We start from the raw sequence: 24,970 nt of genomic DNA on the forward strand, positions 1-24,970 counted from the left end.
CGCTATTCGACTCCCATCAGCAGCACCGCGTCCGCCTGGCCACTGGCGTAGCCGGCCAGCTCCACCTCCGGGTGCTCGACCCGCAGCTGCTCGGCGAGCTCTTCGGCGACCCCGGGCGGAGCGGCGGCCCCGCTCAGGACCGTCACGAGCTCGCCGCCGAGCGCCAGCATCCGGTTCAGCACGTTCATCGCGGCGGCGACCAGGTTGGTCTCCGACGCGGGCGCGGGCTCGATCAGCACCACCTCGTCGTCGACCAGGCCGACGACGTCGCCGGACTGGGCCCGGCCCACCCAGGTTAGCGACTCCTCCTGCGCGATCCGCAGTTCGCCACGCCTGGTCGCGGCGGCCGCTTCGGCCATCGCGACGACGTCGTCGTTGGTGCGGCGCCCGGCGTCGTGCACGGCGAGGGCGGCCAGCACCTGCACCGGCGACGCGCACGGGATGACCACGACGTCCCGGTCGGCGGCCATGGCGTGCCCGGCCGCGGTGTCCGCGGCGGCGGTGAGGGCGACGCTGCCGGGCAGGACGGTGACGTGCTGCCCGGCGGCCTCGTTGAGCAGGCCGATCATGTCCTCGACGCTGGGCGTCTCGCCCTCGGGCACGGCCAGCACCGGGATGCTCTCGGCGCGCAGCAGCTCGGCGAGCGCGCCGCCGTGCACGACGGCGACGACCGTGCGGTCGATCCCGCCGCCCGGTTCGATCGGCGTGGGCGTGAGCAGCGGTTCGACGCGGATCTTGCGCGGACGGCCGAGCGCGAGCCCGGCTTCGATCGCGGCCCCGATGTCGGCGCAGTGGACGTGCACGGCGTGGCTGCCGGAGCCGTCGCCGGCCACGGTGACGCTGTCGCCGAGCCCGCTCAGCTCCTTGCGCAGGGTCGGCAGGCTCGCTTCCTCGACGCCGTCGAGGAGGTACATGACCTCCCAGGCGTAGGCCTCGCTGTGCGGGGCCGCGTGGACCTCCAGGGGGTGCTCCGGCTGGACGGCGGTGCCGGTGAGCACGCAGACCAGCGCGTCGAGCACCGCGACGAGGCCGCGCGCGCCCGCGTCGACGACCCCGGCCCTGGCCAGCGCGGGCAGCTGCTCCGGCGTCTTTTCCAGCGCGAGCGCGGCTTCCTCGGCGGCCTTGCGCGCGACTTCGCCGAGCGTGCCCGTGTCCCCGCGCACGGCGAGCGCGACGGCGTGCAGGACGGTCAGGATGGTCCCGGCGACCGGACGGCTCACGGCACCGGTGGCGACCTCGTCGGCGTGGCCGAGGGCCCTGGCGAGCCAGGCACCGTCCAGCTCGCCCTCGGCGCGGTCGGCGAGCCCGCGCACGACCTGGGAGAGGATCACGCCGGAGTTCCCCTTGGCGGAGGCGACGGCCCCGCGCGCGAGGGTCTTCAGCGCTTCGGCGGCGTCTTCCGGGCTCGCTTTCGCGAGTTCCTCGGCGGCGCCGGTCATCGTGAAGAGCATGTTGGAGCCGGTGTCGGAGTCGGCGACGGGGTAGACGTTGATCCCGTCGATGGCGGGCCGCAGGCTCGCGAGGCTGTGCACGCAGCCCGTCGCCCAGGCCGACACCGCCGCCGCGTCCAGCACCCGCACCCCGTAACCTCCTGACCGGTCTCGGGCAGCGTATCGACCCGGTGCTCGGGGCTTCGAACGCAGTAGTTACTATGGTCGAGTTGCCCAGTGCATCTGGGCTCATTTCTATGACCCAGATCCAAAGGAGTTCGACGTGGCTGCCGTGTGCGACGTCTGTGGCAAGGGACCCGGCTTCGGCAAGTCGGTCTCGCACTCCCACCGCCGTACCAACCGCCGGTGGAACCCGAACATCCAGACCGTCCACGCCAAGGTGGGTGTGTCCCAGCGCAAGCGCCTGAACGTGTGCACCTCGTGCATCAAGGCGGGCAAGGTCGTTCGCGGCTGAGGCCGAGAAGTTTGGGTGGCGGGTGCTCGCGAGAGCACCCGCCATTTTTTCGCGCCCGGCCCCAAGCGCCCCAATGTGGCCTTCGGTGCGTCAGACGCACCCAAGGCGGCCTTCGGTGCGTCTGACGCAACCAAGGCCGCCTTGGGGCGCTTTACTTGAGGAAGCCGGTCAGGAGGTCGCGGAGCGTCTCCGGGTACTGGAGCACTCCGTGGTCCTGACCCTCCAGGGTTTCGTGGCGGGCGCCCGGGATCGCCTCCGCCGCCGCGCGGGCGCCTGACTGCAGCGCCTCGTCGCTCGCGCCGCCGCCGATCACCAGCGTCGGGACCGCGATGCGGGTCAGGGAGTCACGCGGGCGGGCGTTCCGGCCGACGATCGTCAGGTCGTACGGCAGCGTGTGCGCCAGCGCCGTGAACCAGCCCCACACCGGCGCCTGCTTCATCCCCTCGATCATCTCCTCCGGCGTGCCCGCGACCTTCAGGAACGTCGCCACCGCGCCGTCGCGGTCGCCCGCCGCCAGCTGCGCGCGCACCTCGTCCACGACGTCGGCCCGCGGGTGCTCGTCCGTCGCTTACGGCGGCTCGTACGCCACCACCCGGTCGATGCCGATCCCGGCCGCGGCCGCCTCCAGGGCCAGGACCGCGCCCGACGAGTGCCCGAACACCGACGCCGTGCCGCCGACCTGCGCGATCAGCGCCGCGAGGTCCTCGATCTCACGCTCCACCGCGTACGGCGCGGTGTCGCCGGAGTCGCCGCGGCCACGCCGGTCGTAGGTGATCGTCGTGAAGTCCGGCGCCAGCACGTCGGCCAGCGCGGCGACGGTCGTCCGGTCGTTGAACGCGCCGCCCACCAGGATCACCGGCGCGCCGGTGCCGCGCTGCTCGAAGAAAATGCTCGTGCCGTCGGCCGAGGTGACGTTCATGGTGTGTCCTCCGAGGTTCGTTTACCCCTGGTCGGAGCCGTCACGCCGATCCGGACACGCGGACCTAGGGAAGTTTCCAGTCGACCGGCGCCGCGCCCTGCTGCTCCAGCATCTGGTTCGCCCGGCTGAACGGCCGCGACCCGAAGAAGCCGTTGTGCGCCGAGAGCGGGCTCGGGTGCGCCGACTCGATGCACGGCACGTCACCCAGCATCGGGCGCAAGTTCCGCGCGTTGCGGCCCCACAGGATCGCCACCATCGGCTCCGACCGCGCCGCCAGGGCCTTGATCGCCTGCTCGGTGACCGCTTCCCAGCCCTTGCCCTGGTGCGAGTTCGACTTGCCGGGCTGAACGGTCAGCGACCTGTTGAGCAGCAGCACGCCCTGCTCGGCCCACGGCGTCAGGTCGCCGTTGGACGGCAGCGGGTGCCCGAGGTCGTCCGCGTATTCCTTGTAGATGTTGACCAGGCTCTTCGGGATCGGCCGGACGTCCGGCGCCACCGAGAAGCTCAAGCCCACCGCGTGCCCGGGCGTCGGGTACGGGTCCTGGCCGACGATCAGCACCCGCACGTCGTGGAACGGCTGCTTGAACGCCCGCAGCACGTGCTCACCCGCCGGCAGGTAGGTCCGGCCCGCGGCGATCTCCGCGCGGAGGAACTCCCCCATCGCGGCCACCTGGTCGGCCACCGGTTCGAGGGCCTTCGCCCAGCCTGCCTCGACGATCTCGTGCAGCGGTCGTGCGGTCACGGCGGGCAAGCCTACCGGCCGTGGCCGACGTCACCCGAGCGGGTCGAGGCGGCGCAGCTCCGTCCGGAATCGGCGGGCGCGCTGGACGTAGGAATCGACGACCATCGCGATGTTTTCCGCGGTGAACGACTTGTTCTCCCGCGTCTTCCCGGGCACGCCCAGCGCGATCTCGCCGGTCTTGACGTGCGAGCCGTAGGACAGCACCGCGCCCGCGCCGACCATGCCGCCGTCCTCGATCACCGAGCCGTTGAGCACCACCGAACCCGACGCGATCAGGCAGCCGGTGCCGATCGTCGCGCCCTCGACGTGCACCGCGTGCCCGATCGCCGACGACGGCCCGAGGATCGTCGGGTGCCGTTCGGTGCAGTGCAGGACGCAGCCGTCCTGGACGTTCGAGCGTTCGCCGATCTCGATGTAGCCGTGGTCGCCGCGCAGCACGGTCTGCGGCCACACCGACGCGTGCGCGCCGATCCGGACGTCGCCGATGACCGTCGCGTCCGGGTGGACGTAGGCGTCGGGGTGGATCGTCGGTTCGAGCGAACCGAGTGCGTAGATCGGCATGCCGCCTCCGGGTGACCGCGGTTTCACGTGCCCTGCGATTGGATCACGGCATCGCCGCCAAGCCGAAAACCAGCCCGCTCGTGCTCCTCCTCGTCGTGCTGACGTGGCTGCTCAGCGTGTCCGTCGCGAGCCCCGCGCTGGCGAACGGCCTGGCCGGGACGCCGCCGATGGGCTGGAACAGCTGGAACCAGGTCCGCTGCTACGACCTCACCGAAGACGTCGTGAAGCACGCGGCCGACGCGCTCGCCGACACGGGGCTGCGGGACGCGGGTTACCAGTACGTCGTCGTCGACGACTGCTGGCAGGCGCCCACCCGCGCGGCCGACGGGTCCCTCCAGGCCGATCCGGCGCGGTTCCCGCACGGCATCGCCGACCTCGCCGACTACGTCCACTCGCGCGGGCTGTTGTTCGGCATCTACGCCGTGCCCGGCAGCCGGACCTGCGCGATGGCCAACGACGCCTACCCCGCGTCCGGCATCGGCTCGCTGGGCCACGAACGCCAGGACGCCGAGACGTTCGACCGCTGGGGCGTCGACTACCTCAAGTACGACTGGTGCAACGCCGACACCGTCGACGGTCTCGACCGCGAGGCCGCCTTCGAGAAGATGCGCGACGAGCTGGCCGCGCTCCCCCGCCCGATCGTCTACGCGATCTCCGAGTACGGCGTCTCCCGGCCGTGGACCTGGGCCCGGCCGGTGGCGAACCTGTGGCGCACCACCAACGACCTGATCCCGACCTGGGACTCGGTGCTCGCGACGATCGACCAGCAGGCCGCCGTCGCCGTCCACAGTGGCGCCCCGGGCGGCTGGAACGACCCGGACATGCTGCAGGTCGGCAACGGCACGCTGACCGCCGACGAGTCGCGCGCGCACTTCGGCGTCTGGGCGGTGCTGAACGCGCCGCTGTTCGCCGGGACCGACCCGGCGAAGCTGAGCGACACCGACCTCGCGACGCTCGCCAACCCCGAGGTGATCGCGGTCGACCAGGACTTCGCGGGCGGCCAAGGCCGCCGGCTCGACTCGGGCCCCGGCTACCAGGTGTGGGGGAAACCCTTGTCCGGCGGCGGTTTCGCGGTGGTGCTGCTCAACACCGGCAGCACCACCGCGACCGTGTCCGCGTCGATCCCCGGCTCGTGGACCGTCCGGGATCTGTGGACCCACCAGGACGTCGGGACCGGCGTCACGGCGACCCTGCGCCCGCACGCGGCGGCCCTGCTGAAGCTCACGCCGAGGTGAGGTCCTTGCCGTAGCAGCGGCTTTCCGGCTCGTTCTTGTACACACCGAACTTCGGGATCTCGACGTACCCGGAAGATTCGTACAGGGCGATGGCTTCCGGCTGCTTGGTCCCGGTTTCCAGGACGGCGCGCTTGCGCCCGCACAGCGCCGCGGTGCGCTCCAGCTCGAACAGGATCATCCTCGCGAAGCCGCGGCCGCGCGCCGCGTCGGCGACGTACATCCGCTTGAACTCGGCGTCGCCGTCCTGGAAGTCCGGCTCGGGGCCGTCGTGGGCGCGCCACGCCCCGCAGGCGACGGCTTCGTCACCCTGGTAGCCGACGAGGAACAGGCCCTGCGGCGGATCGAAGTCCGCCGGGCTCATCGGGGTGACGTCCTCGTCGCCGTAGCGCTCGACGTACACCTGCTGCACCGCGGCCATGAGCTTGGCCGCGTCGGGGTGGTCGTAGGGGACCGGAACGATTCTCACGCTTTCCGAGCCTAGATCAGCTCCAGTGCGTCCAGCCGCCTTCTCGCGAAAACGGTTTCCCGTCCACGGTGATCCCCGAGTCGGCCATCGTGACGACGCCGATGGTGCGCCAGCCGTCGGGCAGTTCGGTGAACGGCGGGAAGGTCGCGGCGAGGGCGTGGTCTTCGCCACCGGTGAGGACCCAGTCGAGCGGGTCCGCGCCCAGCGCGGCGCCGACCTCGGTGAGCCGGGCGGGCACCTCGAGGTCGGCGGTGCGGACGTCGATGCCGACGCCGGAGGCCTCGCCGAGGTGGCCGAGGTCGGCGAGCAGGCCGTCGGAGACGTCGATCATCGCGGTGGCCCCGGCGAGCGCGGCGCGCGGACCGGCTTCGTACGGCGGTTCGGGGCAGCGCTGAGCGTTGACGACACCGACCGGTGACCGGAAGCCGCGGCCGAGCACAGCGAGCCCGGCTGCGGCCCAGCCGAGCTTGCCGCAGACCGCGACGACGTCGCCGGGCCGGGCGCCGGAGCGGGTCACCGGTTCGCGGTCGCCGAGGTCCCCCAACGCGGTGACGCTGATCACCAGCTGGTCGGCGCGGACCATGTCGCCGCCGGAGACGCCGATGCCGGCGCGTTCGGCCTCGGCCCACATGCCGTCGGCGAGCGCGGTCACCAGGGCGCGCGGGGTGTCGGGCGGGCAGGCGAGCCCGACGAGGACGGTGGTCGGGGTGGCGCCCATGGCGGCGATGTCGGCCAGGTTGACCGCGACGGCCTTGCGCCCGACGTGCTCGGGCGCCGACCAGTCGAGCCGGAAGTGCACGCCCTGGACGAGCACGTCGGTGCTGGCGACCACGCGCCCGTCGGGGGCGGCGACGACGGCGGCGTCGTCCCCGGGGCCGAGCAGCGTGCCCGGCGGCTGGCGCCGTCCTTCGGTGACGGCGCGGATGAGCGCGAACTCGCCGGTCTCGGCGACCGTTCCGTCGTTCGGTGACACCGGTCACCTCTGCTTTCTCTACCGGGACAAGTGTCGATCACCGATAGTCGGATGCCCTATGTTTTTCCGTGAGCTGGCGATACGTTCCTACCTTGAGCTGACCGATCCCGACGAAAGGGCGCGCCGTGGTCCACGCATACATCCTCATCCAGACCGAGGTCGGCAAGGCGGCCGCGGTGGCCGCCGAGATCTCCAGCATCCCGGGTGTGACCAGCTCGGAGGATGTCACCGGACCGTACGACGTCATCGTCCGCGCGGCCGCCGACAACGTGGACCAGCTGGGCCAGCTCGTGGTCGCGAAGGTGCAGAACGTGGACGGCATCACGCGGACCCTGACCTGCCCGGTCGTCCACCTCTGAGCAGTGGTGTAGTGGTGTCGTGCCTGACTCCGACACCGGTGCCCCGCCGAAGGTGGTCCTCGTCACCGCGGCCGCGCTCGCCGTGGCGCTGGCGGTCGCCGTCGCCGTCTTCGCGCTGACGCAGCCCTCAGCGGACTCCGCCTCCGATCCGCTGCCGCTGGTGCCCGTGCCCGCACCGGCCGCGGGTTCCCCGGCGTGCACGACGCTGCTGGCCGCGGTCCCGACGGAGCTGACGTCGAACGGCAAGGCGGTGAAGGTGCGCGCGCTGGCGAACCCGGCCCCGCCGGCGACGGTGGCGTGGGGCGAGCAGGACCCGCTGGTGCTGCGCTGCGGCTTGGACCGGCCCCCCGAGCTGACGCCGACGGCGTCGCTGCGCCTGGTGAACGGCGTCCAGTGGCTGCAGGTGCCCGGCGACGGCGCGTCGACGTGGTACGTGGTGGACCGCGAGGTCTACGCCGCGCTGACGGTGCCGGACAGCGCCGGAACGGGGCCGCTGCAGCAGCTGTCGGACACGGTGGCCGCGAAGCTGCCCGCGCGGCCGCTGCGGTTCTCCTAGCGCAGGCCGGTGCCGCGCGCGATCGCGGTTTCGATGAGGGTGGTCAGCAGGGTGGCGTAGTCCACACCGGTGACTTCCCACATCTTCGGGTAGGCCGACTTCGTGGTGAAGCCGGGCATGGTGTTGACCTCGTTGATGGTCAGCTCGCCGTCCGGGCCGACGAAGAAGTCGACGCGGGCGAGGCCCTGGCAGTCGAGGGCCTGGAAGGCCTTGACGGCCATGGCGCGGAGCTTCTCGGTGAGGGCGTCGTCGAGCTTGGCCGGGATGTCCAGTTCGGCGTCGTCGCCGAGGTACTTGGTTTCGAAGTCGTACCAGGCGTTCTCGTCCTCGGAGAGCACGCGGATCTCGGCGGGGAGCGACGCTTCGACGCGCCCGTCGGGGAACTCGAGCACACCGCATTCGACTTCCCGTCCGACGACGGCGGCCTCGACGAGCACCTTCGGATCGGTGGCCCGGGCGAGTTCGATGGCGGCGTCGAGGTCGGCCCAGTCGGCGACGCGCGAGATGCCGACGGAGGACCCGGCCCGCGACGGCTTGACGAAGACGGGCAGGCCGAGCTTTTCGCGCTGGACCCGATCCAAAGTGGACTGCCCCCGGCGCAGGGCGGCGTAGGTGCCGACCGGAAGCCCTTCGGCGGCAAGGAGTTTCTTGGCGGTCTCCTTGTCCATGGCGGCGGCACTGGCGAGCACACCGGGGCCGACATAGGGGATCCCGGCGAGTTCGAGGAGGCCCTGGATGGTGCCGTCCTCGCCGAAGGCACCGTGCAGCACGGGGAAGACGACGTCCACCTGGGACAGCAGTTCGCTTTCCCGCCCGGGCTCGACGGCGACGAGGCCCCGGCTGGAGGGATCCCCGGCGAGGACGAGCGACTGGCCGTCGTCGACGGAGGGGAGTTCGCGGCCGCGGATGGCGAGCTGGGCGGAGTCGCCGGTGCCGAGCACCCAGCGGCCTTCCCGGGTGATCCCGACGGGGACCGCCTCGTAGCGTTCCGGATCGAGGTTGCCCAGGACGCTGCCCGCGGACAGGCACGAGATGGTGTGCTCGCTGCTGCGCCCACCGAACACGACGGCCACCCGGATCTTCTCGCTCATGGTGAGCCACCGTACCCGGTGACCTCGCACAAAGACCGAGCCCCGTGCGCCGGACGGCCGGGAGCAAGCGTCAAGCGCAACCCCCGGCGGCTGTGGCGCGTCTGGTGGGTCGAGGGATCCGTAGGCCCGGCCGCGAGCGGGCTGAAGGGCCCTTTCCTGTCATGTGATGAGACGAAGGCGCCCTTCAGCGCATCAGATGCGATGAACGTCCCCTTCAGTGCGCGCGGGCCGACCTCAGCGCAGCAAGGACACCAAAGTAGGCAGCGCAGCCACCAGGGCCTCCCGAGAACACCCGGCATACCCGATGGCCACCCCATGGGCAGTAGGCGTCCCGGCGAAATGCCGAGCGAGCCCATCCAGCCGAATCCCCCGCCGCTCAGCCGCCGAAATCACCGAAGCCTCAACGGAAGCCGAGGAAAACGGCACCACGAGATGAGCCCCGGCGTCATCCCCCCGCACCGGAACATCCGCCGCCGCCAAAGCCCCGGCCAGCAACGTCCGCCGCTCGGCCATCTCCCGGCGCAGTTTCCGCAGGTGACGCCCCAAATCCCCGTTCCGGGCGAACTCGTACAACACCCGCTGCCCCGCGGGCGAAGGCCGCGTCCCGGTCGAATCGCGATATGCCAGCACCGCGGACGTAATGGCCTCCGGAGCCACCATCCACCCGGCCCCCAGCGTCGGCGTGAGGATCTTCGAAGTCGTCCCCAGATGCGCCACCACGTCCGGCGCCAACGAAGCCAGCATCGGCAACGGCGCGACGTCGAACCGCAACTCTCCGTCGTAGTCGTCCTCGATCACCAGCATCGACGACGCCCGCGCCCGCTCCACCAGCGAAACCCGCCGCGCCGCGCTCAATCGGCTGCCCATCGGGTACTGGTGCGCCGGTGAGCAATACACCGCCCTCGCATCCGAGGGGATCGCCTCCGGCTGCAGACCCTCGAGGTCCACCGGCACCCCGACCACCCGCATGCCCGCCCGGCGGAACGCCTGCACGGCCCGCTGGTACCCCGGCTCCTCGACGGCCACCACGTCCCCGCGCTCCAGCACCGCGGCCGCCAGCTCCACCACCGCCGCCGTCGTCCCGCCCGTCGCCAGTACCGAACCCGCCGCCAGTCCACGGTGGCGCAGCAGGTGCTCCGACACCGCCGCGCGGTACTCCGGCAACCCCGCCCGGTGGGCCCTCGTCAGGGGGTCCGGGTCGGCCGCCGCCCGCCAGGCGCGGCGCCACGCCGCGCGGTCCAGTCCGTCCGCCCACGGCGTGCCCGGGCTGAGGTCCAGCAGGGACGGCGTCGCCGCCTCGGGTGCCGGGACCGTCGGCGCCGGGACCTCCGACGCCGTGACCGACGGCGGAGTCGTCACGTACGTCCCCGAGCCGTGCCGCCCCGCGATCCAGCCCTCGGCGTGCAGCTGCTCGTACGCCGCCGACGTCACCGTGCGGCTGACGCCCAGCCGTCCGGCCAGCGCGCGCGTCGACGGAAGCCGGTCGCCGCCGCGCAAGTGCCCGCTCGCCGCCGCTTCGCGCAACGCGTCCGCCAGCTGGACCGCGAGCGGCGTCACGGCTGAACGGTCGAGGCTCACCGGGAGCGCGGTGTCGGCGTGGGTCACGGGACCTCCTCAAGTGGACTTCCCAAGTGTACGAGAAGTGGACGTTTTCCGATGCCACTGGGCGGGAGACGCTGGTCGCATGCTGTCCACCACGCCCCGTACGACGCTCGGCCGCAAGAAGCACCGCGCCGTGACCGACCGCTCCGCGCTGCACGCCGTCCTGGACGAAGGACTCATCTGCCACCTCGGCGTCGTCCGCGACGGCGTTCCCCTCGTCCTGCCCACCGGCTACGGCCGCGACGGCGACACGCTCTACCTGCACGGCTCCACCGGTGCGTCGAGCCTCCGGACCGCCGCCGACCTCGAAGTCTGCGTCACCGTCACGCTCCTCGACGGCATCGTCTACTCGCGGTCGGTGAACAACCACTCGATGAACTACCGCAGCGCCGTCATCTTCGGGACGGCGAAGCCGGTCGTCGAGCCCGAAGCGAAGATGCACGGCCTCAAGGTGCTCACCGACCACCTGGCGCCCGGCTCGTGGGAGCACGCGCGCGAGGTCAACGCCAAGGAGTTCGCCGCGGTCAGCGTCCTGGCGCTCGACCTCGCGGAGGCGTCGGTGAAGATGCGCGCCGAGGGGCCGGACGACGAGCCGGAGGACCGCGACGCCGACGCGGCCTGGGCCGGGGTCCTGCCGGTCCGGACGGTCTTCGGCGAGCCGGAACCGTCGGCCGACCTCTCCCCCGGCTGGGAAGTCCCGGCGCACGTCCGCGGTCGTGAGTGAATAACAGTGTTCTAACACTGTTATTCACTCACGAGCGGGCGAGCGGCAACCTGACTGTGAACGTCGTGCGGGCCGGTTCCGAGGTCACCGCGACCGTGCCGCCGTGCGCCGTCACCAAGGACTGGACCACCGACAGCCCGAGCCCGGTGCCGCCGTTGCCGCGCGTGCGCGAATCGTCGACGCGGAAGAAGCGGTCGAAGATCCGCTCCTGATCCGCCGGCGCGATCCCGGGCCCGGTATCGGTCACCTCCACCACCGCCTGAGGACCGGAAGCCGCCACGGAGACGTGCACCGCGGTTCCGGGCGGCGTGTGCACGGCCGCGTTGGCGAGCAGGTTGTCGAGGACTTGCCGCAGCCGCACCGGATCGGCGTCGGCGAACGCCGTCGCCAGCGACGTCGTCAGCGGGTGGTCGGGCCGCCCGGCGGTGAACGCGTCCGCGGCGTCCCCGGCCAGCTCCGCCAGGTCGACGCGCTCGGGCCGCAACGGCGTCTCCGCGGCCCGCGCGTCGAGCCGCGCCAGCAGCAGGAGGTCGTCGACGAGCACGCTCATCCGCGCCGTTTCCTCGCGGATCTTCGCCAGGTGCGCCTCGCGTTCCTCGGGCTCGTTCGCCGCCGCGTAGCGGAACAGGTCCGCGTACCCGCGAATCGACGTCAACGGCGTCCGCAGCTCGTGCGAGGCGTCCGCGACGAACCGGCGCAGCCGCTCGTTCGCCTCGGTCTTCGCGGCCAGCGACGTGTCGATGTGCGCGAGCATCACGTTGAACGCCGTCCGCAGCTCCTCCACCTCGGCTCCGCCGCCGCTGCCCGCCGCGCGCACCGGCAGGGCGGGGTTGGCGGTGAGGTCGTGGGACGCGATGTCGTGCGCGGTGCCCGCCATGTCGGCCAGCGGGCGCAGGCCCCGGCGCAGCACCAGCCGCCCGACGACCAGCAGCACCGCCAAGGCGAACGCGAACGCGCCCACCTCGACCCAGATCAGCTGCTGGACCGTCCCGTTCAGGTCCTTCTGCGGCGCGGCGCTCAGCAACACCGAATCGGTGTCGACCGGGCACGCCCGCACCCGGTACGGCCCGTCGTCGCGCAGGTAGATGTTCCGCGTGACGTCGCCGTTCACCGCCTCGACGGCGATCTTCGCCAGCTGCTTGGCGTCCCCGGGCAGGCTGCCGCCCGGCTCGGGCGTCGCGACGCCGTCGCGCACGTGGTAGAGCGCCGAGTACCAGGAGTAGACCGACTGCGGCGAGCCGTGCGTCTCGCGCAGCAGCGGCACCTGGGTGTTCTGGCTCTTGGACAGCTGCTCGTCGAGCCGCCGGTCGAGGTAGCCGTGCATGATCCCGACCATCGTGACGCCGACGACGGCGAACACCACCAGCGCGAGCGCGCCGAGGCCGAGCGTGATCCGCGTGCCCAGCCGCGTGCGCTGCCACGCGCCGTACCACCGGCGGAAGAAGCGCTTCACCGGTGGACCCGGCGCACGACGTAGCCGACGCCGCGCACGGTGTGGATCAACGGCTCCGACTCGCCCGCGTCGAGCTTGCGCCGCAGGTGCGAGATGACGAGTTCGACCACATTGGACCGCCCGCCGAAGTCGTACTCCCAGACGTGGTCGAGGATCTGCGCCTTGGTCAGCACCGACGGCGACCGCCGCATGAGGTAGCGCAGCAGCTCGTACTCGGTCGGCGTCAGCTCGGCCAGCCGGTCGCCGCGGCGGACCTCGCGGGTGTCCTCGTCCAGCGTCAGGTCCCCGACCGCCAGCACGGCACCGCGCGGCGCGCTCTGGTGCGCGACGCCGGTGCTGCGCCGCAGGACCGCGCGCAGCCGCGCCATCAGCTCCTCCACCGAAAACGGCTTCACGAGGTAGTCGTCACCGCCGCGGGTGAGCCCGGCGATGCGGTCGGACGTCGCGTCCTTGGCCGTGAGGAACACCACGGGCACCGCGTTGCCGCCTTCGCGCAGCCGGTCGAGCACGGTGAAGCCGTCGAGGTCGGGCAGCATCAGGTCGAGCACGACGATGTCCGGCCCGAACTCCTCGGCCCGGCTCAGCGCGGCCTTCCCGGACCCGGCCGTGACCGCCTGCCAGCCCTCGTACCGGGCGACGGTGGCGACGAGGTCGGCGATGTGCGGCTCGTCGTCGACGACGAGCAGGCGCACGGGGTCGGAGGTCTGCACCGCCCCATCTTCTCCCGGCGCGGGCGCGGCGGGCGAGCGGAGCCGGCAGCCGACAGGATTCCGACAGCGGGCACCCAGACTCGCCACAGGCTGCGTGGCGAGGCTGGCCTTCGTGAACCGAACCGAAGGGGGATCCGTGTGACCACCATGACGCAGACCGCCGAGGCCGCGCGCCCGGCGATCCGCCCCCGGATCGCCGCGAAATCCGGCCTCTTCCTCTTCCTGGGGGCCAACGTGGCCGCCGTCACGTGGCTGTTCGCCCAGGCCGGGGTGTCGCAGAACGTGCTGATCACCATCGGGCGGCTCGCCGGGATGTACGGCGCGCTCGCGATGGCGTTCCAGCTGCTGCTCGTCGCGCGCTTGCCGTGGCTGGACCGGCGGCTCGGGATGGACCGGCTGACGTCGTGGCACCGCTGGACCGGCTTCACGATCCTGTGGACCCTGCTGGCGCACCTGGTGTTCATCACCTTCGGCTACGCGGAGGTCTCGGACAAGGGCGTCGTCGACGAGCTGGTCGAAATGGCCAACACGCTCGAAGGGATCCTGCGGGCACTGGTCGCGTTCGCCGTGATCCTCGTCGTCGGCGCGGCTTCGGCGAAGTTCGCGCGCAAGCGGCTCGCGTACGAGACGTGGCACTTCATCCACCTCTACACCTACGCGGCCGTCCTGCTGGCGTTCACGCACCAGATCGCGCTCGGCCAGTCGTTCGCGGGCTCCGAGCAGGCGAAGGCGTATTGGTGGACGCTCTGGCTCGGTGCCGGCGCCGCCGTGCTCGCCGGGCGCGTCGTGCTGCCGCTGTGGCGGAACCTGCGCCACCGGCTGCGCGTCACGGCGGTGGTTTCCGAATCCCCGGACGTGGTTTCGGTGTACATGAGCGGCAAGCACCTGGACAAGATGCCGGCGCGGGCGGGCCAGTTCTTCCTGTGGCGGTTCCTCACGAAGGACCGCTGGTGGCAGGCCAACCCCTTCTCGCTGTCGGCCGCGCCCGACGGCCGTTCCCTGCGGCTGACGGCGAAAGCCCTCGGCGACTCCAGCGCGTCGCTGCGCAGCCTGAAGATCGGGACGCGCGTGTTCGCCGAAGGCCCGTACGGCGCGTTCACCACGATCCACCAGCGGCGGCCCAACGCGTTGCTCGTCGCGGGCGGGGTCGGGATCACGCCGATCCGCGCGCTGCTGGAGGACATCGACGGCCACGTCGTCGTGCTGTACCGGGTGCGCAGCCAGGCCGACGCCGTGCTGCTGCCCGAGCTGAACGACCTGGCCAAGGCGCGCGGCGCGGTCGTCAGCGTCCTCACCGGACCGGACCAGGCGGTCGGGCCGCGCGGGGCGATGCTCGGCCCGGCGAACCTGCACATGATGGTGCCGGACGTGCACGAGCGCGACGTGTTCGTCTGCGGCCCGCCGGGGATGACCTCGGCCGTGCTGCGCAGCCTGCGCGAGCTGAAGGTGCCGAGCGCGCAGGTCCACGCCGAACGCTTCAGCCTCGCGGCCTAGGGGGAATTCGCTGTGAAGAAGACCATTTTCGTCGTCGCGCTCTCGATCGCGGGGTTCATCGCGGTCTGGCGGTTCGAGCCCGGTCCGGTGCAGAACACCGCCGCCGTCGCCCAGGCGCCGCCGAGCACCAGCGCACCGGCTCCGACGACCACTCCGTCTACTTCGGACAGTGCGAACGCGACGGTGACCACGCAGGGCACCCCCGAATCCAGCGCGTACGGCACGGTGCAGGTCCAGGTGACGTTCACCGGCGCCCGGCTCACCGCGATCACGCTGCTGCAGGCGCCGGACAGCGGCCGGGCGCTCACCGCGCTGCCACGCCTGCAGGAGGAGGCGATGCAGGCGCAGAGCGCCGACATCGACACGGTGACCGGCGCGACCGAGACGAGCGAGTCCTACAAGACGTCGTTGCAGGCGGCGATCGACGCGCGGGGCAGCAGATGACCACGCGCGTCGAACAGGTGATGGGCCTGCCGATCTCCCTCGACCTGCGGGACGAGGGCGACTTCGCCGAGGTCGTCGACGACGTCTTCGCGTGGTTCCGCGACGTCGACGCGAAGTTCAGCCCCTTCAAGGAAGACAGTGAGGTCAGCCGCTACGACCGCGGCGGAGCTCACGGCCGACGCGCTGAGCGAGGACCTTTTGGAGGTGCTCGAGCTGTGCGCGTACTACGAACAGCTTTCCGGCGGCGCGTTCCGCGCGCGGCTGCCCGGGCGCGGGCTGGACCCGTGCGCGGTGGTGAAGGGCTGGGCGGTGCAGCGGGCCGCCGACCTGCTCAAGGCCGAAGGCGCGACGACGTTCTGCCTCAACGCGGGCGGCGACGTCGTCACCGCGGGCGAGCCGGAGCCCGGGCGCCCGTGGCGGGTCGGCGTGCGCCACCCCGAGCAGCCCCTGGCCGTGTGCGCGGTGCTCGAGTCGCGAAACGGCGCCATCGCGACGTCGGCGGCCTACGAACGCGGCTCGCACATCCTCGACGGCCGGTCCGGCGCGCCCGCGACCGGGCTGATGAGCGTCACTGTCGTGGCCGGCGACCTCGTCACGGCCGACGCGCTGGCCACGGCGGCGTTCGCGATGGGCGAGGAAGGCATCACCTGGGCGGCCGACCGGCCGGACTGCGAGATCCTCATCGTCGACGACAGCCGCCGCGTGCACCGGACGGCGGGTCTCGCGCTGGCGTCCTGAGAAATCGCCTCGCCCCGCCCGGGGCGGTGGGCCAGACTCGGGAACGTCCGCTGTGCCCGATTTCCCGAGGAGCGCCATGCCGTCGTCCGTGCTGAACGTGTCCGTCGACTGCGCCGATCCGTACCAGCTGTGCCGGTTCTGGAGCGAGGTCACCGGGAAGCCGATCCCGGACACCGACCAGCCCGGCGACGACGAGGTCGGCTTCGAACTCAACGACGGGACGAACCTGCTGTTCCTGCGTGTGCCGGAACCGAAGACGGTGAAGAACCGGCTCCACCTGTGCCTGCAGCCGGACATCCCGCGCGATGAGGAAGTCGAACGGCTGCTGAAGCTGGGCGCGTCACTGGTGAACGACCTGCGCAAGCCCGACGGCACCGGCTGGGCCGTGCTCGCCGACCCGGAGGGCAACGAGTTCTGCGTGCTGCGCAGCGCGGCCGAACGGGCGGCGACGTCGTGACGGACTCGTTCGCGCTCAACCGGGCCAACTGGAACGAGCGCGCCGAGCTGCACGCCGCGTCGCCGGACTACGCCTTCGAGCGGTTCGCCTCGGACCCGGCGCACCTGAGCGGGGTGGTGCGGTTCGACCGGCCGCGCCTGGGCGAAATCGCCGGGCTGCGCGGGGTGCACCTGCAGTGCCACATCGGCACGGACACCGTTTCGCTGGCCCGATTGGGCGCGACCATGACCGGTCTGGACTTCTCCGGGACGGCGCTGGCCGAGGCGCGACGGCTCGCTTCGGCGGCGGGTGCGGTGATCGACTTCCACGAGGCCAACGTGTACGACGCCGTCGAGGTGCTCGGCGCCGGGCGGTTCGACCTGGTCTACACCGGGATCGGCGCGTTGTGCTGGCTGCCGTCGGCCGCGCAGTGGGCGTCGGTGGTCGCCGGGCTGCTGCGGCCGGGCGGGCGCCTGTACATCCGCGAAGGGCACCCGATGCTGTGGGCGCTCGACGAGGACGCCACCCCGGCCGTCCCGAAGTACCCGTACTTCGAGCACGCCGAGCCGCTGGTGTTCGACGATCCCGGGACGTACGTGAACGTGGACCGGCCGATCGCGAACAGCGTGACGCACTCGTGGAACCACTCGCTCGGCGAGATCATCACGGCCCTGCTGGAGCAGGGGCTCACGCTGACCGGGCTCACCGAGCACGACAGCGTGCCGTGGGAAGCGTTGCCGGGCCAGATGGTCCGCGACGACGTCACCGAGGAGTGGCGGCTGAAGGAAACGCCGTCGCGGCTCGCGGCGAGCTACACGCTCCAGGCGGTCAAGGGCGGCTGATTAGGGTGGCCGCATGCCTTTGATCGCGGTGGCCACGCTGGGCGGCACCATTTCGATGACCGCAGCGGGTGGTTCCGGCGGCGCGGTGCCGCGGTTCGGCGCGGCGGAGCTGGTCGGCGCGCTCGGCGACCTGCCGGTGGAGGTCCGCGCGGAGACGCTGGCGGCGATCGGCAGCGCGTCGATGGACTTCGCGACGCTGCTGCGCTGCCGCGACTGGGGGCTGGCCCAGGAAGCCGACGGGTTCGTCGTCGTGCAGGGCACGGACACCCTGGAGGAGACGGCGTACTTCCTGGACCTGTGCTGGCCGTCGGAGATCCCGGTGGTGGTCACCGGCGCGATGCGCAACGCGGGGCTGCTGAGCCCGGACGGCCCGGCGAACCTCCGCAACGCCCTGACGATCGCGGCCGACCCGCGCAGCCGGGGCCGCGGGGCGATGGTGACGTTGAACGACGACGTGCACGCGGCGCGCTGGGTCCGGAAAGCGCATTCGAGCCACCTGGAGGCGTTTTCGTCGGCGCCCGCGGGGCCGCTCGGCATGGTGGTGGAGAACGCGGTGCACTACTTCCACCCGTCCCCGCCGCGGCTGCCGGTGCTGACCGGGACGGACTTTTCCGGGCTGGTCCCGGTGATCGAGGCGGGTCTCGACGACTCGGGCGCGATCCTCGCGCACGCGGCTTCGCAGCCGGGCGTACGCGGGGTCGTCGTCGCGGCGACGGGCGTGGGGCACGTGTCTTCGGCCACGGCCGACGTGATCTCGCGGCTGGTTCCGGAGCTGCCGGTGGTGGTCGCGTCGCGGACAGGCGCGGGCCCGACGTTGCGCTCGACGTACGGCTTCCACGGATCGGAGTCGAGCTTGATCGCGCTGGGCGCGACGATGGCGGGCTGGCTCGACGCCCGCAAGTCCCGCATCCTGCTGCACACGCTCCTGGCGGGCGGAGCGGACCGGCCGAAGATCGAGCGCGAGTTCCGAGCCCGCGGCGACCTCGACTGAGCCGCGCCCAAGCGCCCCAATGTGGCCTTGGTTGCGTCTCACGCACCGAAGGCCACATTGGGGTGCTGGCGACCGGACAACAACGGAGCCGCGGTCAGTCGAGGACCGGGCCGCCCAGCGCGTCCAGGTGGTACGTACGCATCGCGCGCTCAGCGTCGCGGTAGACGTGGATCGACACCGCCGGGTCCGGGCCGTCGTTGCGGACCTCGTGCACGTACCCCGGCCCGAACACCCGGGACTGCCCCGCGGCCAGCGGGTGCAGCTCGGTGACCGCGCGGCCGTCCGGCGCGCGGCGGGCCACCGCCTCCGTCAGGTGCCCGCTGACCACCGTGAACGCGCCGCTGGCGAACGCGTGGTCATGCAGGTCGGTGCGCTGGCCGGGCAGCCAGCTCATCAGCCACACCTCCTGCCGCTCGTCCTTCTCGACGAGCGTCGCGAACCGCTCGTCGGGGTCGTAGCGCAGCAGGTGCTTCCAGCGGTCGCGGTCGGCGGCGACCTCGAGCGCGACGCGCACCGGGTGGCGCAGGGCGGGGTTTTCGGGACGCAGCAGGGTGTTGTCCGGAACGGCGAACATGGGGGTCCTCACGGAAAGATAAGGGTGTCGAGCTGGGCCGGGGCGGGGTTCACCGACAACAGCGACACGCGCACACGACAGCGCGGCGGCCCATGAGGGCGCGCGGCTCGGCCGTCTCGTGTGCGAACATGCCGACCAGAGTCCCAGTCGCGTCGGCCCTGGTCAAGCCGCTCCCACCATCCGGGCGGTCAGGACCACTCGTGCTTCTGCGACCGCCCGAGCAGCTCCGCGCCCGCCTGCCGCGGGTCGACGCCCTCGTGGCAGACGCGGTGCATCGCGTCCGTGATCGGCATGTCGACCCCGAGGCTCAGCGCGAGCGCCCGGATCGACGAACACGACATGACACCCTCGGCGACCTGCCCGCCGGCCGCCGCCTGGGCCTGTTCCAGGGTCTCGCCGCGGCCGAGGCGCTCGCCGAACGTCCGGTTCCGCGAAAGCGGCGAAGAGCACGTCGCCACCAGGTCTCCGACCCCGGCGAGCCCGGCGAACGTCAGCGGGTCGGCGCCGAGCTTCGCGCCGAGCCGGGCCATCTCGGCCAGCCCGCGGGTGATCAACGTCGCCATCGTGTTCGTGCCGAGGCCGAGGCCCGCGGCCATCCCGGTGCTGAGCGCGATCACGTTCTTGCAGGCCCCGCCGAGCTCGCAGCCGACGACGTCGGTGTTGGTGTACGGGCGGAAATACGAATTGGCACACGCGCGCTGGATCGCGACCGCGCGTTCGTGGTCGGCGCAGGCGAGCACCGACGCGGACGGCTGCCCGGCGGCGATCTCCTTGGCCAGGTTGGGCCCCGTGACGACGACGACCTCGCCGGGGTCGATCCCGACGATCTCGCCGATCACCTCGCTCATCCGCTTGAGCGTGCCGAGCTCGACGCCCTTGGCGAGGCTGACGAGGATCGCGTCCGGCGGCAGCAGAGCGCGCCACGACGTCAGGTTGGCGCGCAAGCTCTGGCTGGGCACGGCGAGGACGACGGCTTCGGCGCCGTCGAGGGCCTCGGTGGCGTCGCTGGTCGCGGTGATGTTCTCCGGCAGCACGACACCGGGCAGGTACGCGCTGTTGGCGTGCCGCTCGCGGATGTCCTCGGCGACCTCCTCGCGGCGCGCCCAGACGGTGACGTCGCGACCGGCGTCCCCGAGCACCTTCGCGAAGGCGGTGCCCCACGAACCGGCCCCGAGCACGGTGACCCGCTGCACGTCGGCGCGCATCAGGCGGGGTCCTCCGGCTTCGTCGCCGGCGGTTCCTCGTGCCGGATCTCGCCGAGCAGGCGCGTCACCTCGTCCATCATGACCTTGGTGACCTCCCGCAGCTTCGAGGCGCTGCGCGCGCTGCCTTCGCGGTAGGCCGACAGGTCGAGCGGGTCCCCGACGTTGTGGGTGATGGTCTTGCGCGGGAACGGCGTGAACTTCTTGGTGTAGCCGTTGAAGAGCTGGCTGGTGCCCCAACGGGCGATGGGGATCACGGGGACGTCGTTCTGGAGCGCGAGCCGCGCGGCGCCGGTGTAGGACTCCTTCGGCCAGCCGGCCGGGTCCTTGGTGATGGTGCCCTCGGGGTAGATCACGACGACCTTGCCCTCCTGGAGGGCCTGGTGCGCGGCCTTGAGGCTGTCCCCGGCGGCGGCCGAGCCGCGCGAGACGGGGATCTGCCCGGACCCGACGAAGACCTTCCCGAAGATCGGCGCGCGGGTGAGGCTCTCCTTGCCGAGGAACCGCGGGACGCGCTTCTGCCGGTGCACGAACACGGCGTCGACGACGGGGTCGAGGTGCGAGATGTGGTTGAGGACGAGCAGGGCGGGCCCCTGCCGCGGGACTTTTTCGTTCCCGACGTAGACCCGCCGCGCGATCGCGGTGAGCGGGTAGAACACGGCGGCGGCCAACCCCACCCAGAAGCCGCCCTTCTCACGCCGGGCCACGATCTCCTCCTCTGCTGTCAAGTCCGCCCCAGATCCTGCCGCGCCCGGGTCGGGGCGGTCCAGGGAGGGTGGGTTCGCGGCGCGGGCCGGCCCGCCCGGGCAGTTGTCCACACCTCCCGTCGCCTGTGGACAACCAGGCCCGGTCCCGCACCCCCGCCCCCGGTTTCGGGTAAAGATGGACACGTGGACGTGGACCTGGTCGTACCGATGAAACACCCCCGCGACGGCAAGTCGCGGCTGCGTGGCGCCGTCGAAGCGGACCACCACCCCGGACTGGTACTGGCCTTGGCCGCCGACACGCTCGCCGCCGTCACCTCGGCCGCGCGGGTCCGGCGGGTGCTGCTCGTCGCCGCCGACCCGGCGGCCGTCGCCGACCTCGCCGACCTCGGCGTCGAAATCGTCGCCGAACCCCCCGACCGCACCCTCAACGCCGCGTTCCGGCACGGCGAAGCCCTGCTCCGCGCCGCCGACCCCGCGGGCGTCGTCGGCGCCCTCCAAGCCGATCTCCCGGCCCTGCGCGCGGGTGATCTCGCGGACGCGATCACCGAAGCCGCGGGCGCCCGGGCCTTCGTCGCCGACCGCCAGGGCACCGGCACCACGCTGCTGCTGTCCGCGCCCGGCCGCCCGCTCGCCCCGCGGTTCGGCGTCGGTTCGGCGCGCGCCCACGCCGCGTCCGGGGCGAAGCCGCTCGAGGGTGTCCTTCCCACGCTGCGCAGCGACGTCGACACCCCGGAGGACCTCGCCCACGTCCGCGCGCTGGGTGTCGGGAAACACACCTCCGAGCTGTTCATCCGACCTTCACCGCGGTCTGCGCAATTCCGCCTGGCTTAGTGAAGAATGGGGGCCGTGAGCACAGACGACGGCGGCACGCCCGCACCGCGGAGGCGACGGAACCCGGCGAACGGATCTTCGGAGTCGGCGAAGAAGCCGGCCACGGCCAAACCGGCCGCCGCCAAGAAGGTGCCGTCTAAGTCCACCGCGCGCGACACGGCGGCCCGTGCCACCGCCGGGAAGGCCAGGACCCGCAAGACGACGGCCGCGGCCGCGACCCCGTCGACCACCCGCCGCCGCAGCTCGGCTCAGGGCAACGCGCGCGCGGCCGAGGAGTTCCGCGCCGTCCCGTCGGCGCCGCCCGCCGTCACCGCCGCGCCGACGGCCGTCGAGACGCTGCCGGACGACCGGTACTTCAACCGCGAGCTCTCGTGGCAGGACTTCAACGCCCGCGTGCTCGCCCTGGCCGAGGACGAGTCCCAGCCCCTGCTGGAGCGCACGAAGTTCCTCGCCATCTTCGCGTCCAATCTGGACGAGTTCTACATGGTCCGCGTCGCCGGCCTGAAGCGCCGCGACGAGACCGGCCTGCTGGTGCGCAGCGCGGACGGGCTCACCCCGCGCGAGCAGCTCGACTACATCTCCAAGCGCAACCAGGACCTCGTCGAGCGGCAGACCGGCGCGTTCGAGAAGAACCTGCGCCCGCAGCTGGCCGAGCACGACATCCGGATCGTCGGCTGGGCCGACCTGGCCGGCGCCGACCAGCTCCGCCTGTCCAGCTACTTCTCGGAGCAGATCTTCCCGGTGCTGACGCCGCTGGCCGTCGACCCGGCGCACCCGTTCCCCTACATCTCGGGTCTTTCGCTCAACCTCGCGGTGACGGTCCGCGACCCGGAAGGCGGCACCGAGCGCTTCGCCAGGGTGAAGGTGCCGAGCAACGTGCCGCGCCTGATGCGCGTCGAAACCGAGCGCACCAGCCGCACCGCGACGTTCCTGCCGCTGGAGGAGCTGATCGCCGCGCACCTGGGCGAGCTGTTCACCGGCATGGACGTCACCGAGCACCACGTCTTCCGCGTCACCCGCAACGCCGACTTCGAGGTCGACGAGGACCGCGACGAAGACCTGCTCCAGGCTCTCGAGCGCGAGCTGGCGCAACGCCGGTTCGGCCCGCCGGTGCGGCTGGAAGTCGCGCAGGACATGAGCGAGCACATGCTCGAGCTGCTGCTGCGCGAGCTGGACGTCGACCCGGCCGACGTCGTCGAGGTGCCCGGCCTGCTCGACCTGACCTGCCTGCACCAGCTGTCCGCTGTGGACCGCAAGGAGCTGAAGGACCGGCCGTTCGTCCCGGCGACGCACCCGGCGTTCGGCGAGCGAGAGACGCCGAAGAGCGTTTTCGCGACGCTGCGGGAAGGCGACGTGCTGGTGCACCACCCGTACGACTCGTTCTCCACGAGCGTGCAGCGGTTCATCGAGCAGGCGGCGGCCGACTCGAAGGTCCTCGCGATCAAGCAGACGCTGTACCGGACGTCGGGTGACTCGCCGATCGTCGACGCGCTGATCGACGCCGCCGAGGCGGGCAAGCAGGTCGTCGCGCTGGTCGAGATCAAGGCGCGCTTCGACGAGCAGGCGAACATCACCTGGGCGCGGACGCTGGAGCGCGCGGGCGTGCACGTCGTGTACGGCCTGGTCGGGCTGAAGACGCACTGCAAGGTGTCGATGGTGGTGCGCCAGGAGGGTTCGACGATCCGGCGCTACTGCCACATCGGCACCGGCAACTACAACCCGAAGACCGCGCGGCTGTACGAGGACCTCGGGCTGCTGACCGCCGACCCGAGCATCGGCGCCGACATCACCGACCTGTTCAACGTCCTCACCGGCTACTCGCGCCAGGACACCTACCGGACGATCCTGACGTCGCCGCACGGCATCCGCCGCGGCATCGTGCGCGCGATCGGCGAGGAGATCGAGCTGGCGCGGGCCGGGCAGAAGGCCGGCATCCGGATCAAGTGCAACTCGCTGGTCGATGAGCAGGTGATCGACGCGCTGTACCACGCGTCGCAGGCGGGGGTGCCGGTCGACGTCGTCGTCCGCGGGATCTGCGCGCTGAAGCCGGGTGTGGAAGGGCTTTCGGAGAACATCCACGTCCGGTCGATCCTGGGCCGGTTCCTGGAGCACTCGCGGATCTTCCACTTCCGCGCGGGCGGCACGCACTGGATCGGCAGCGCGGACATGATGCACCGCAACCTGGACCGGCGGATCGAGGCGCTGGTGCGGGTGAAGGACCCGAAGCTGACCGCGCAGCTCGACTACATCTTCGACTCGGCGCTGGACCCGGCGACGCGGTGCTGGGTGCTGACTGCCAGCGGCGAGTGGTCGCCGTTCCCGGCGGACGGTTCGCGCGTCCGCGACCACCAGCTGGAGCTGGCGAAGCAGCACGGGGCCGCCGGATGACCCACGAAGTACGGGCGGCCGGCGCGGTGCTGTGGCGCGTTGCCGGCGGGACGACGGAGGTCGCCCTGGTGCACCGCCCGCGCTACGACGACTGGTCGTTGCCGAAGGGGAAGCTCGACCCGGGCGAGACGATCGCCGAGGCGGCCGTGCGCGAAGTGCGGGAGGAGACCGGGTTCGCCGCGGTCCTGGGCCGCTACCTGGTCCGGACCTCCTACTCGGTGCCCGCGCGGACCGGCAACGGGATGGTGCCGAAGACCGTCGACTACTTCGCCGCGGAAGCCGTTTCCGGGGAGTTCGAGCCGAACGACGAGGTCGACGAGCTGCGCTGGCTGGACCCGACGGCGGCGGAGAAACTCCTGACGCGCGCCGAAGACGTGCGGGTGCTGCGCGCGTTCTGCGAGCTTCCCGGTGGGCTTGACGACGCTCCTGCTGGTGCGGCACGCGAAGGCGGGCAAGCGCGACGAGTGGACCGGCGACGACGACCTCCGCCCGCTGTCGGAAGCGGGCGTCCGGCAGGCGGCGGCGGTGCGCCGGGTGCTGGCGCTGTTCGCGCCGGACCGGGTGCTGTCGGCGCCGCGGCTGCGGTGCGTGCAGACCGTGCACGCGATCGCCGACGACATCGGCGCCGAGGTCCGGCACGAGCCGTTGTTCTCCGAAGAGGGCTACTGGCCGGACCCGGTGCTGGGCGTGGCGCGGCTGCTGGCGGTCGCGGGCGACGGCGGGACGCCGGTGGTGTGCAGCCAGGGCGGCGTGATCCCGGACCTGGTGAGCGCCCTGGCGGACCGCGACGGCGTCGAGCTGCCCGCCGCGCGCGGCGGAGTGGTCCCGAGCAAGAAGGGGTCGTTCTGGGTGCTGTCGTTCCGACCGCCGACGGCCGAGGAGGGCCCGGTGCTGCTGGCGGCCGACTACCACGCGAGCGCGTTGCCGACCCCCTCCCCCAGCCGTTCGTGACCGGCGCCCGGCTCGCGACAGCGTCGTGACAGTGGACCTTGGTGTACTGGCTCCGGGTCCCCGCTGGGCTGCGCCG

General features: G+C 72.1%; 25 protein-coding genes and 2 pseudogenes. 14 read left to right on the forward strand and 13 right to left on the reverse strand.

Annotated features, from left to right (window positions below; all coding sequences use genetic code 11):
• Positions 1-2: 2 nt before the first annotated feature.
• Complete coding sequence (locus QP939_RS02100) at positions 3-1,580, reverse strand: DAK2 domain-containing protein (RefSeq protein WP_285454789.1); 1,578 nt, start codon at positions 1,578-1,580, stop codon at positions 3-5.
• 133 nt (positions 1,581-1,713) lie between these two features.
• Here QP939_RS02100 and rpmB point away from each other — a divergent pair, with 133 nt between their 5' ends.
• The gene (gene rpmB / locus QP939_RS02105) at positions 1,714-1,905 is read left to right on the forward strand and encodes a 50S ribosomal protein L28 (RefSeq protein WP_003091970.1); all 192 of its coding nucleotides are present in this window, start codon (positions 1,714-1,716) and stop codon (positions 1,903-1,905) included.
• Positions 1,906-2,056: 151 nt separating this feature from the next.
• Here the strand turns inward: rpmB and QP939_RS02110 are convergent.
• The 3 genes and pseudogenes from QP939_RS02110 to QP939_RS02120 form a co-directional block, all read right to left on the reverse strand.
• Positions 2,057-2,824: pseudogene (locus QP939_RS02110) on the reverse strand (alpha/beta fold hydrolase).
• A gap of 64 nt (positions 2,825-2,888) precedes the next feature.
• Complete coding sequence (locus tag QP939_RS02115) at positions 2,889-3,566, reverse strand: uracil-DNA glycosylase (protein WP_285454791.1); 678 nt, start codon at positions 3,564-3,566, stop codon at positions 2,889-2,891.
• Positions 3,567-3,596: 30 nt separating this feature from the next.
• The gene (locus QP939_RS02120; protein WP_285454792.1) at positions 3,597-4,127 is read right to left on the reverse strand and encodes a gamma carbonic anhydrase family protein; all 531 of its coding nucleotides are present in this window, start codon (positions 4,125-4,127) and stop codon (positions 3,597-3,599) included.
• Between the two features lie 38 nt (positions 4,128-4,165).
• On the opposite strand from QP939_RS02120, the gene QP939_RS02125 reads away from it, so the two are divergent.
• Positions 4,166-5,362: a glycoside hydrolase family 27 protein gene (locus QP939_RS02125; protein WP_285454793.1), complete on the forward strand. Its 1,197-nt coding sequence runs from the start codon at positions 4,166-4,168 to the stop codon at positions 5,360-5,362.
• Here the strand turns inward: QP939_RS02125 and QP939_RS02130 are convergent.
• The gene (locus QP939_RS02130; protein WP_285454794.1) at positions 5,349-5,828 is read right to left on the reverse strand and encodes a GNAT family N-acetyltransferase; all 480 of its coding nucleotides are present in this window, start codon (positions 5,826-5,828) and stop codon (positions 5,349-5,351) included. The two genes, QP939_RS02125 and QP939_RS02130, sit on opposite strands and share 14 nt — an antisense overlap.
• A gap of 16 nt (positions 5,829-5,844) precedes the next feature.
• Positions 5,845-6,801, reverse strand: coding sequence for a thiamine-phosphate kinase (locus QP939_RS02135; protein ID WP_285454795.1), 957 nt, complete (start codon positions 6,799-6,801; stop codon positions 5,845-5,847).
• 125 nt (positions 6,802-6,926) lie between these two features.
• Between QP939_RS02135 and QP939_RS02140 the strand changes: the two genes are divergently transcribed.
• Together QP939_RS02140 and QP939_RS02145 are read left to right on the forward strand one after the other, a co-directional pair.
• Positions 6,927-7,160 carry an Lrp/AsnC family transcriptional regulator gene (locus tag QP939_RS02140; RefSeq protein ID WP_285454796.1) on the forward strand — a complete coding sequence of 78 codons (234 nt, stop codon included), beginning with the start codon at positions 6,927-6,929 and terminating at the stop codon, positions 7,158-7,160.
• A 19-nt stretch (positions 7,161-7,179) separates the two neighbouring features.
• A complete protein-coding gene (locus tag QP939_RS02145; protein ID WP_285454797.1) occupies positions 7,180-7,716 on the forward strand; it encodes a DUF3515 domain-containing protein in 537 nt (178 codons plus the stop codon).
• On the opposite strand, the gene QP939_RS02150 is transcribed toward QP939_RS02145, so the two are convergent.
• Positions 7,713-8,807, reverse strand: coding sequence for a D-alanine--D-alanine ligase family protein (locus tag QP939_RS02150; protein ID WP_285454798.1), 1,095 nt, complete (start codon positions 8,805-8,807; stop codon positions 7,713-7,715). The genes QP939_RS02145 and QP939_RS02150 overlap by 4 nt on opposite strands.
• Positions 8,808-9,041: 234 nt before the next feature.
• Positions 9,042-10,412, reverse strand: coding sequence for a MocR-like pyridoxine biosynthesis transcription factor PdxR (gene pdxR / locus QP939_RS02155; RefSeq protein WP_285454799.1), 1,371 nt, complete (start codon positions 10,410-10,412; stop codon positions 9,042-9,044).
• A 79-nt stretch (positions 10,413-10,491) separates the two neighbouring features.
• On the opposite strand from pdxR, the gene QP939_RS02160 reads away from it, so the two are divergent.
• Positions 10,492-11,133: a pyridoxamine 5'-phosphate oxidase family protein gene (locus QP939_RS02160; RefSeq protein WP_285454800.1), complete on the forward strand. Its 642-nt coding sequence runs from the start codon at positions 10,492-10,494 to the stop codon at positions 11,131-11,133.
• Between the two features lie 28 nt (positions 11,134-11,161).
• On the opposite strand, the gene QP939_RS02165 is transcribed toward QP939_RS02160, so the two are convergent.
• Complete coding sequence (locus tag QP939_RS02165) at positions 11,162-12,586, reverse strand: sensor histidine kinase (RefSeq protein ID WP_285454801.1); 1,425 nt, start codon at positions 12,584-12,586, stop codon at positions 11,162-11,164.
• Positions 12,583-13,296, reverse strand: coding sequence for a response regulator transcription factor (locus QP939_RS02170; RefSeq protein WP_285454803.1), 714 nt, complete (start codon positions 13,294-13,296; stop codon positions 12,583-12,585). Before QP939_RS02170 ends, QP939_RS02165 begins: the two co-directional genes overlap by 4 nt.
• Positions 13,297-13,443: 147 nt before the next feature.
• On the opposite strand from QP939_RS02170, the gene QP939_RS02175 reads away from it, so the two are divergent.
• From QP939_RS02175 to QP939_RS02200, 6 genes are all read left to right on the forward strand, one after another.
• Positions 13,444-14,790, forward strand: a complete 1,347-nt coding sequence (locus QP939_RS02175) for a ferredoxin reductase family protein (protein WP_285459619.1) — start codon at positions 13,444-13,446, stop codon at positions 14,788-14,790.
• 12 nt (positions 14,791-14,802) lie between these two features.
• Positions 14,803-15,234: an FMN-binding protein gene (locus tag QP939_RS02180; RefSeq protein WP_285454804.1), complete on the forward strand. Its 432-nt coding sequence runs from the start codon at positions 14,803-14,805 to the stop codon at positions 15,232-15,234.
• 138 nt (positions 15,235-15,372) lie between these two features.
• Entirely contained in the window at positions 15,373-15,972 is a 600-nt protein-coding gene (locus QP939_RS02185) for an FAD:protein FMN transferase (protein WP_285454806.1), read from the forward strand.
• Between the two features lie 76 nt (positions 15,973-16,048).
• Entirely contained in the window at positions 16,049-16,429 is a 381-nt protein-coding gene (locus QP939_RS02190; RefSeq protein ID WP_285454807.1) for a VOC family protein, read from the forward strand.
• Positions 16,426-17,250 (forward strand): class I SAM-dependent methyltransferase, encoded by an 825-nt coding sequence (locus QP939_RS02195; protein WP_285454808.1) that lies wholly within the window; start codon positions 16,426-16,428, stop codon positions 17,248-17,250. Before QP939_RS02190 ends, QP939_RS02195 begins: the two co-directional genes overlap by 4 nt.
• A 13-nt stretch (positions 17,251-17,263) precedes the next feature.
• The gene (locus QP939_RS02200) at positions 17,264-18,241 is read left to right on the forward strand and encodes an asparaginase (protein WP_285454809.1); all 978 of its coding nucleotides are present in this window, start codon (positions 17,264-17,266) and stop codon (positions 18,239-18,241) included.
• A 94-nt stretch (positions 18,242-18,335) separates the two neighbouring features.
• On the opposite strand, the gene QP939_RS02205 is transcribed toward QP939_RS02200, so the two are convergent.
• From QP939_RS02205 to QP939_RS02215, 3 genes are all read right to left on the reverse strand, one after another.
• Entirely contained in the window at positions 18,336-18,815 is a 480-nt protein-coding gene (locus QP939_RS02205; protein WP_285454811.1) for a cysteine dioxygenase, read from the reverse strand.
• A gap of 188 nt (positions 18,816-19,003) precedes the next feature.
• On the reverse strand, positions 19,004-20,020 hold the full coding sequence (locus QP939_RS02210; RefSeq protein ID WP_285454812.1) for an NAD(P)H-dependent glycerol-3-phosphate dehydrogenase: 1,017 nt from the start codon (positions 20,018-20,020) through the stop codon (positions 19,004-19,006).
• Complete coding sequence (locus tag QP939_RS02215; protein WP_285454814.1) at positions 20,020-20,724, reverse strand: lysophospholipid acyltransferase family protein; 705 nt, start codon at positions 20,722-20,724, stop codon at positions 20,020-20,022. Before QP939_RS02215 ends, QP939_RS02210 begins: the two co-directional genes overlap by 1 nt.
• Before the next feature lie 183 nt (positions 20,725-20,907).
• On the opposite strand from QP939_RS02215, the gene cofC reads away from it, so the two are divergent.
• From cofC to QP939_RS02230, 3 genes and pseudogenes are all read left to right on the forward strand, one after another.
• Positions 20,908-21,555, forward strand: a complete 648-nt coding sequence (gene cofC, locus QP939_RS02220; RefSeq protein ID WP_285454815.1) for a 2-phospho-L-lactate guanylyltransferase — start codon at positions 20,908-20,910, stop codon at positions 21,553-21,555.
• 6 nt (positions 21,556-21,561) lie between these two features.
• Positions 21,562-23,943, forward strand: coding sequence for an RNA degradosome polyphosphate kinase (locus QP939_RS02225; protein ID WP_285454816.1), 2,382 nt, complete (start codon positions 21,562-21,564; stop codon positions 23,941-23,943).
• Positions 23,940-24,894: pseudogene (locus tag QP939_RS02230) on the forward strand (NUDIX hydrolase). The gene QP939_RS02225 and the pseudogene QP939_RS02230 overlap by 4 nt, the downstream one beginning before the upstream one ends.
• Positions 24,895-24,970: the final 76 nt, after the last annotated feature.

It is taken from the genome of Amycolatopsis nalaikhensis (assembly GCF_030264295.1).
Taxonomy (GTDB): domain Bacteria; phylum Actinomycetota; class Actinomycetes; order Mycobacteriales; family Pseudonocardiaceae; genus Amycolatopsis; species Amycolatopsis nalaikhensis.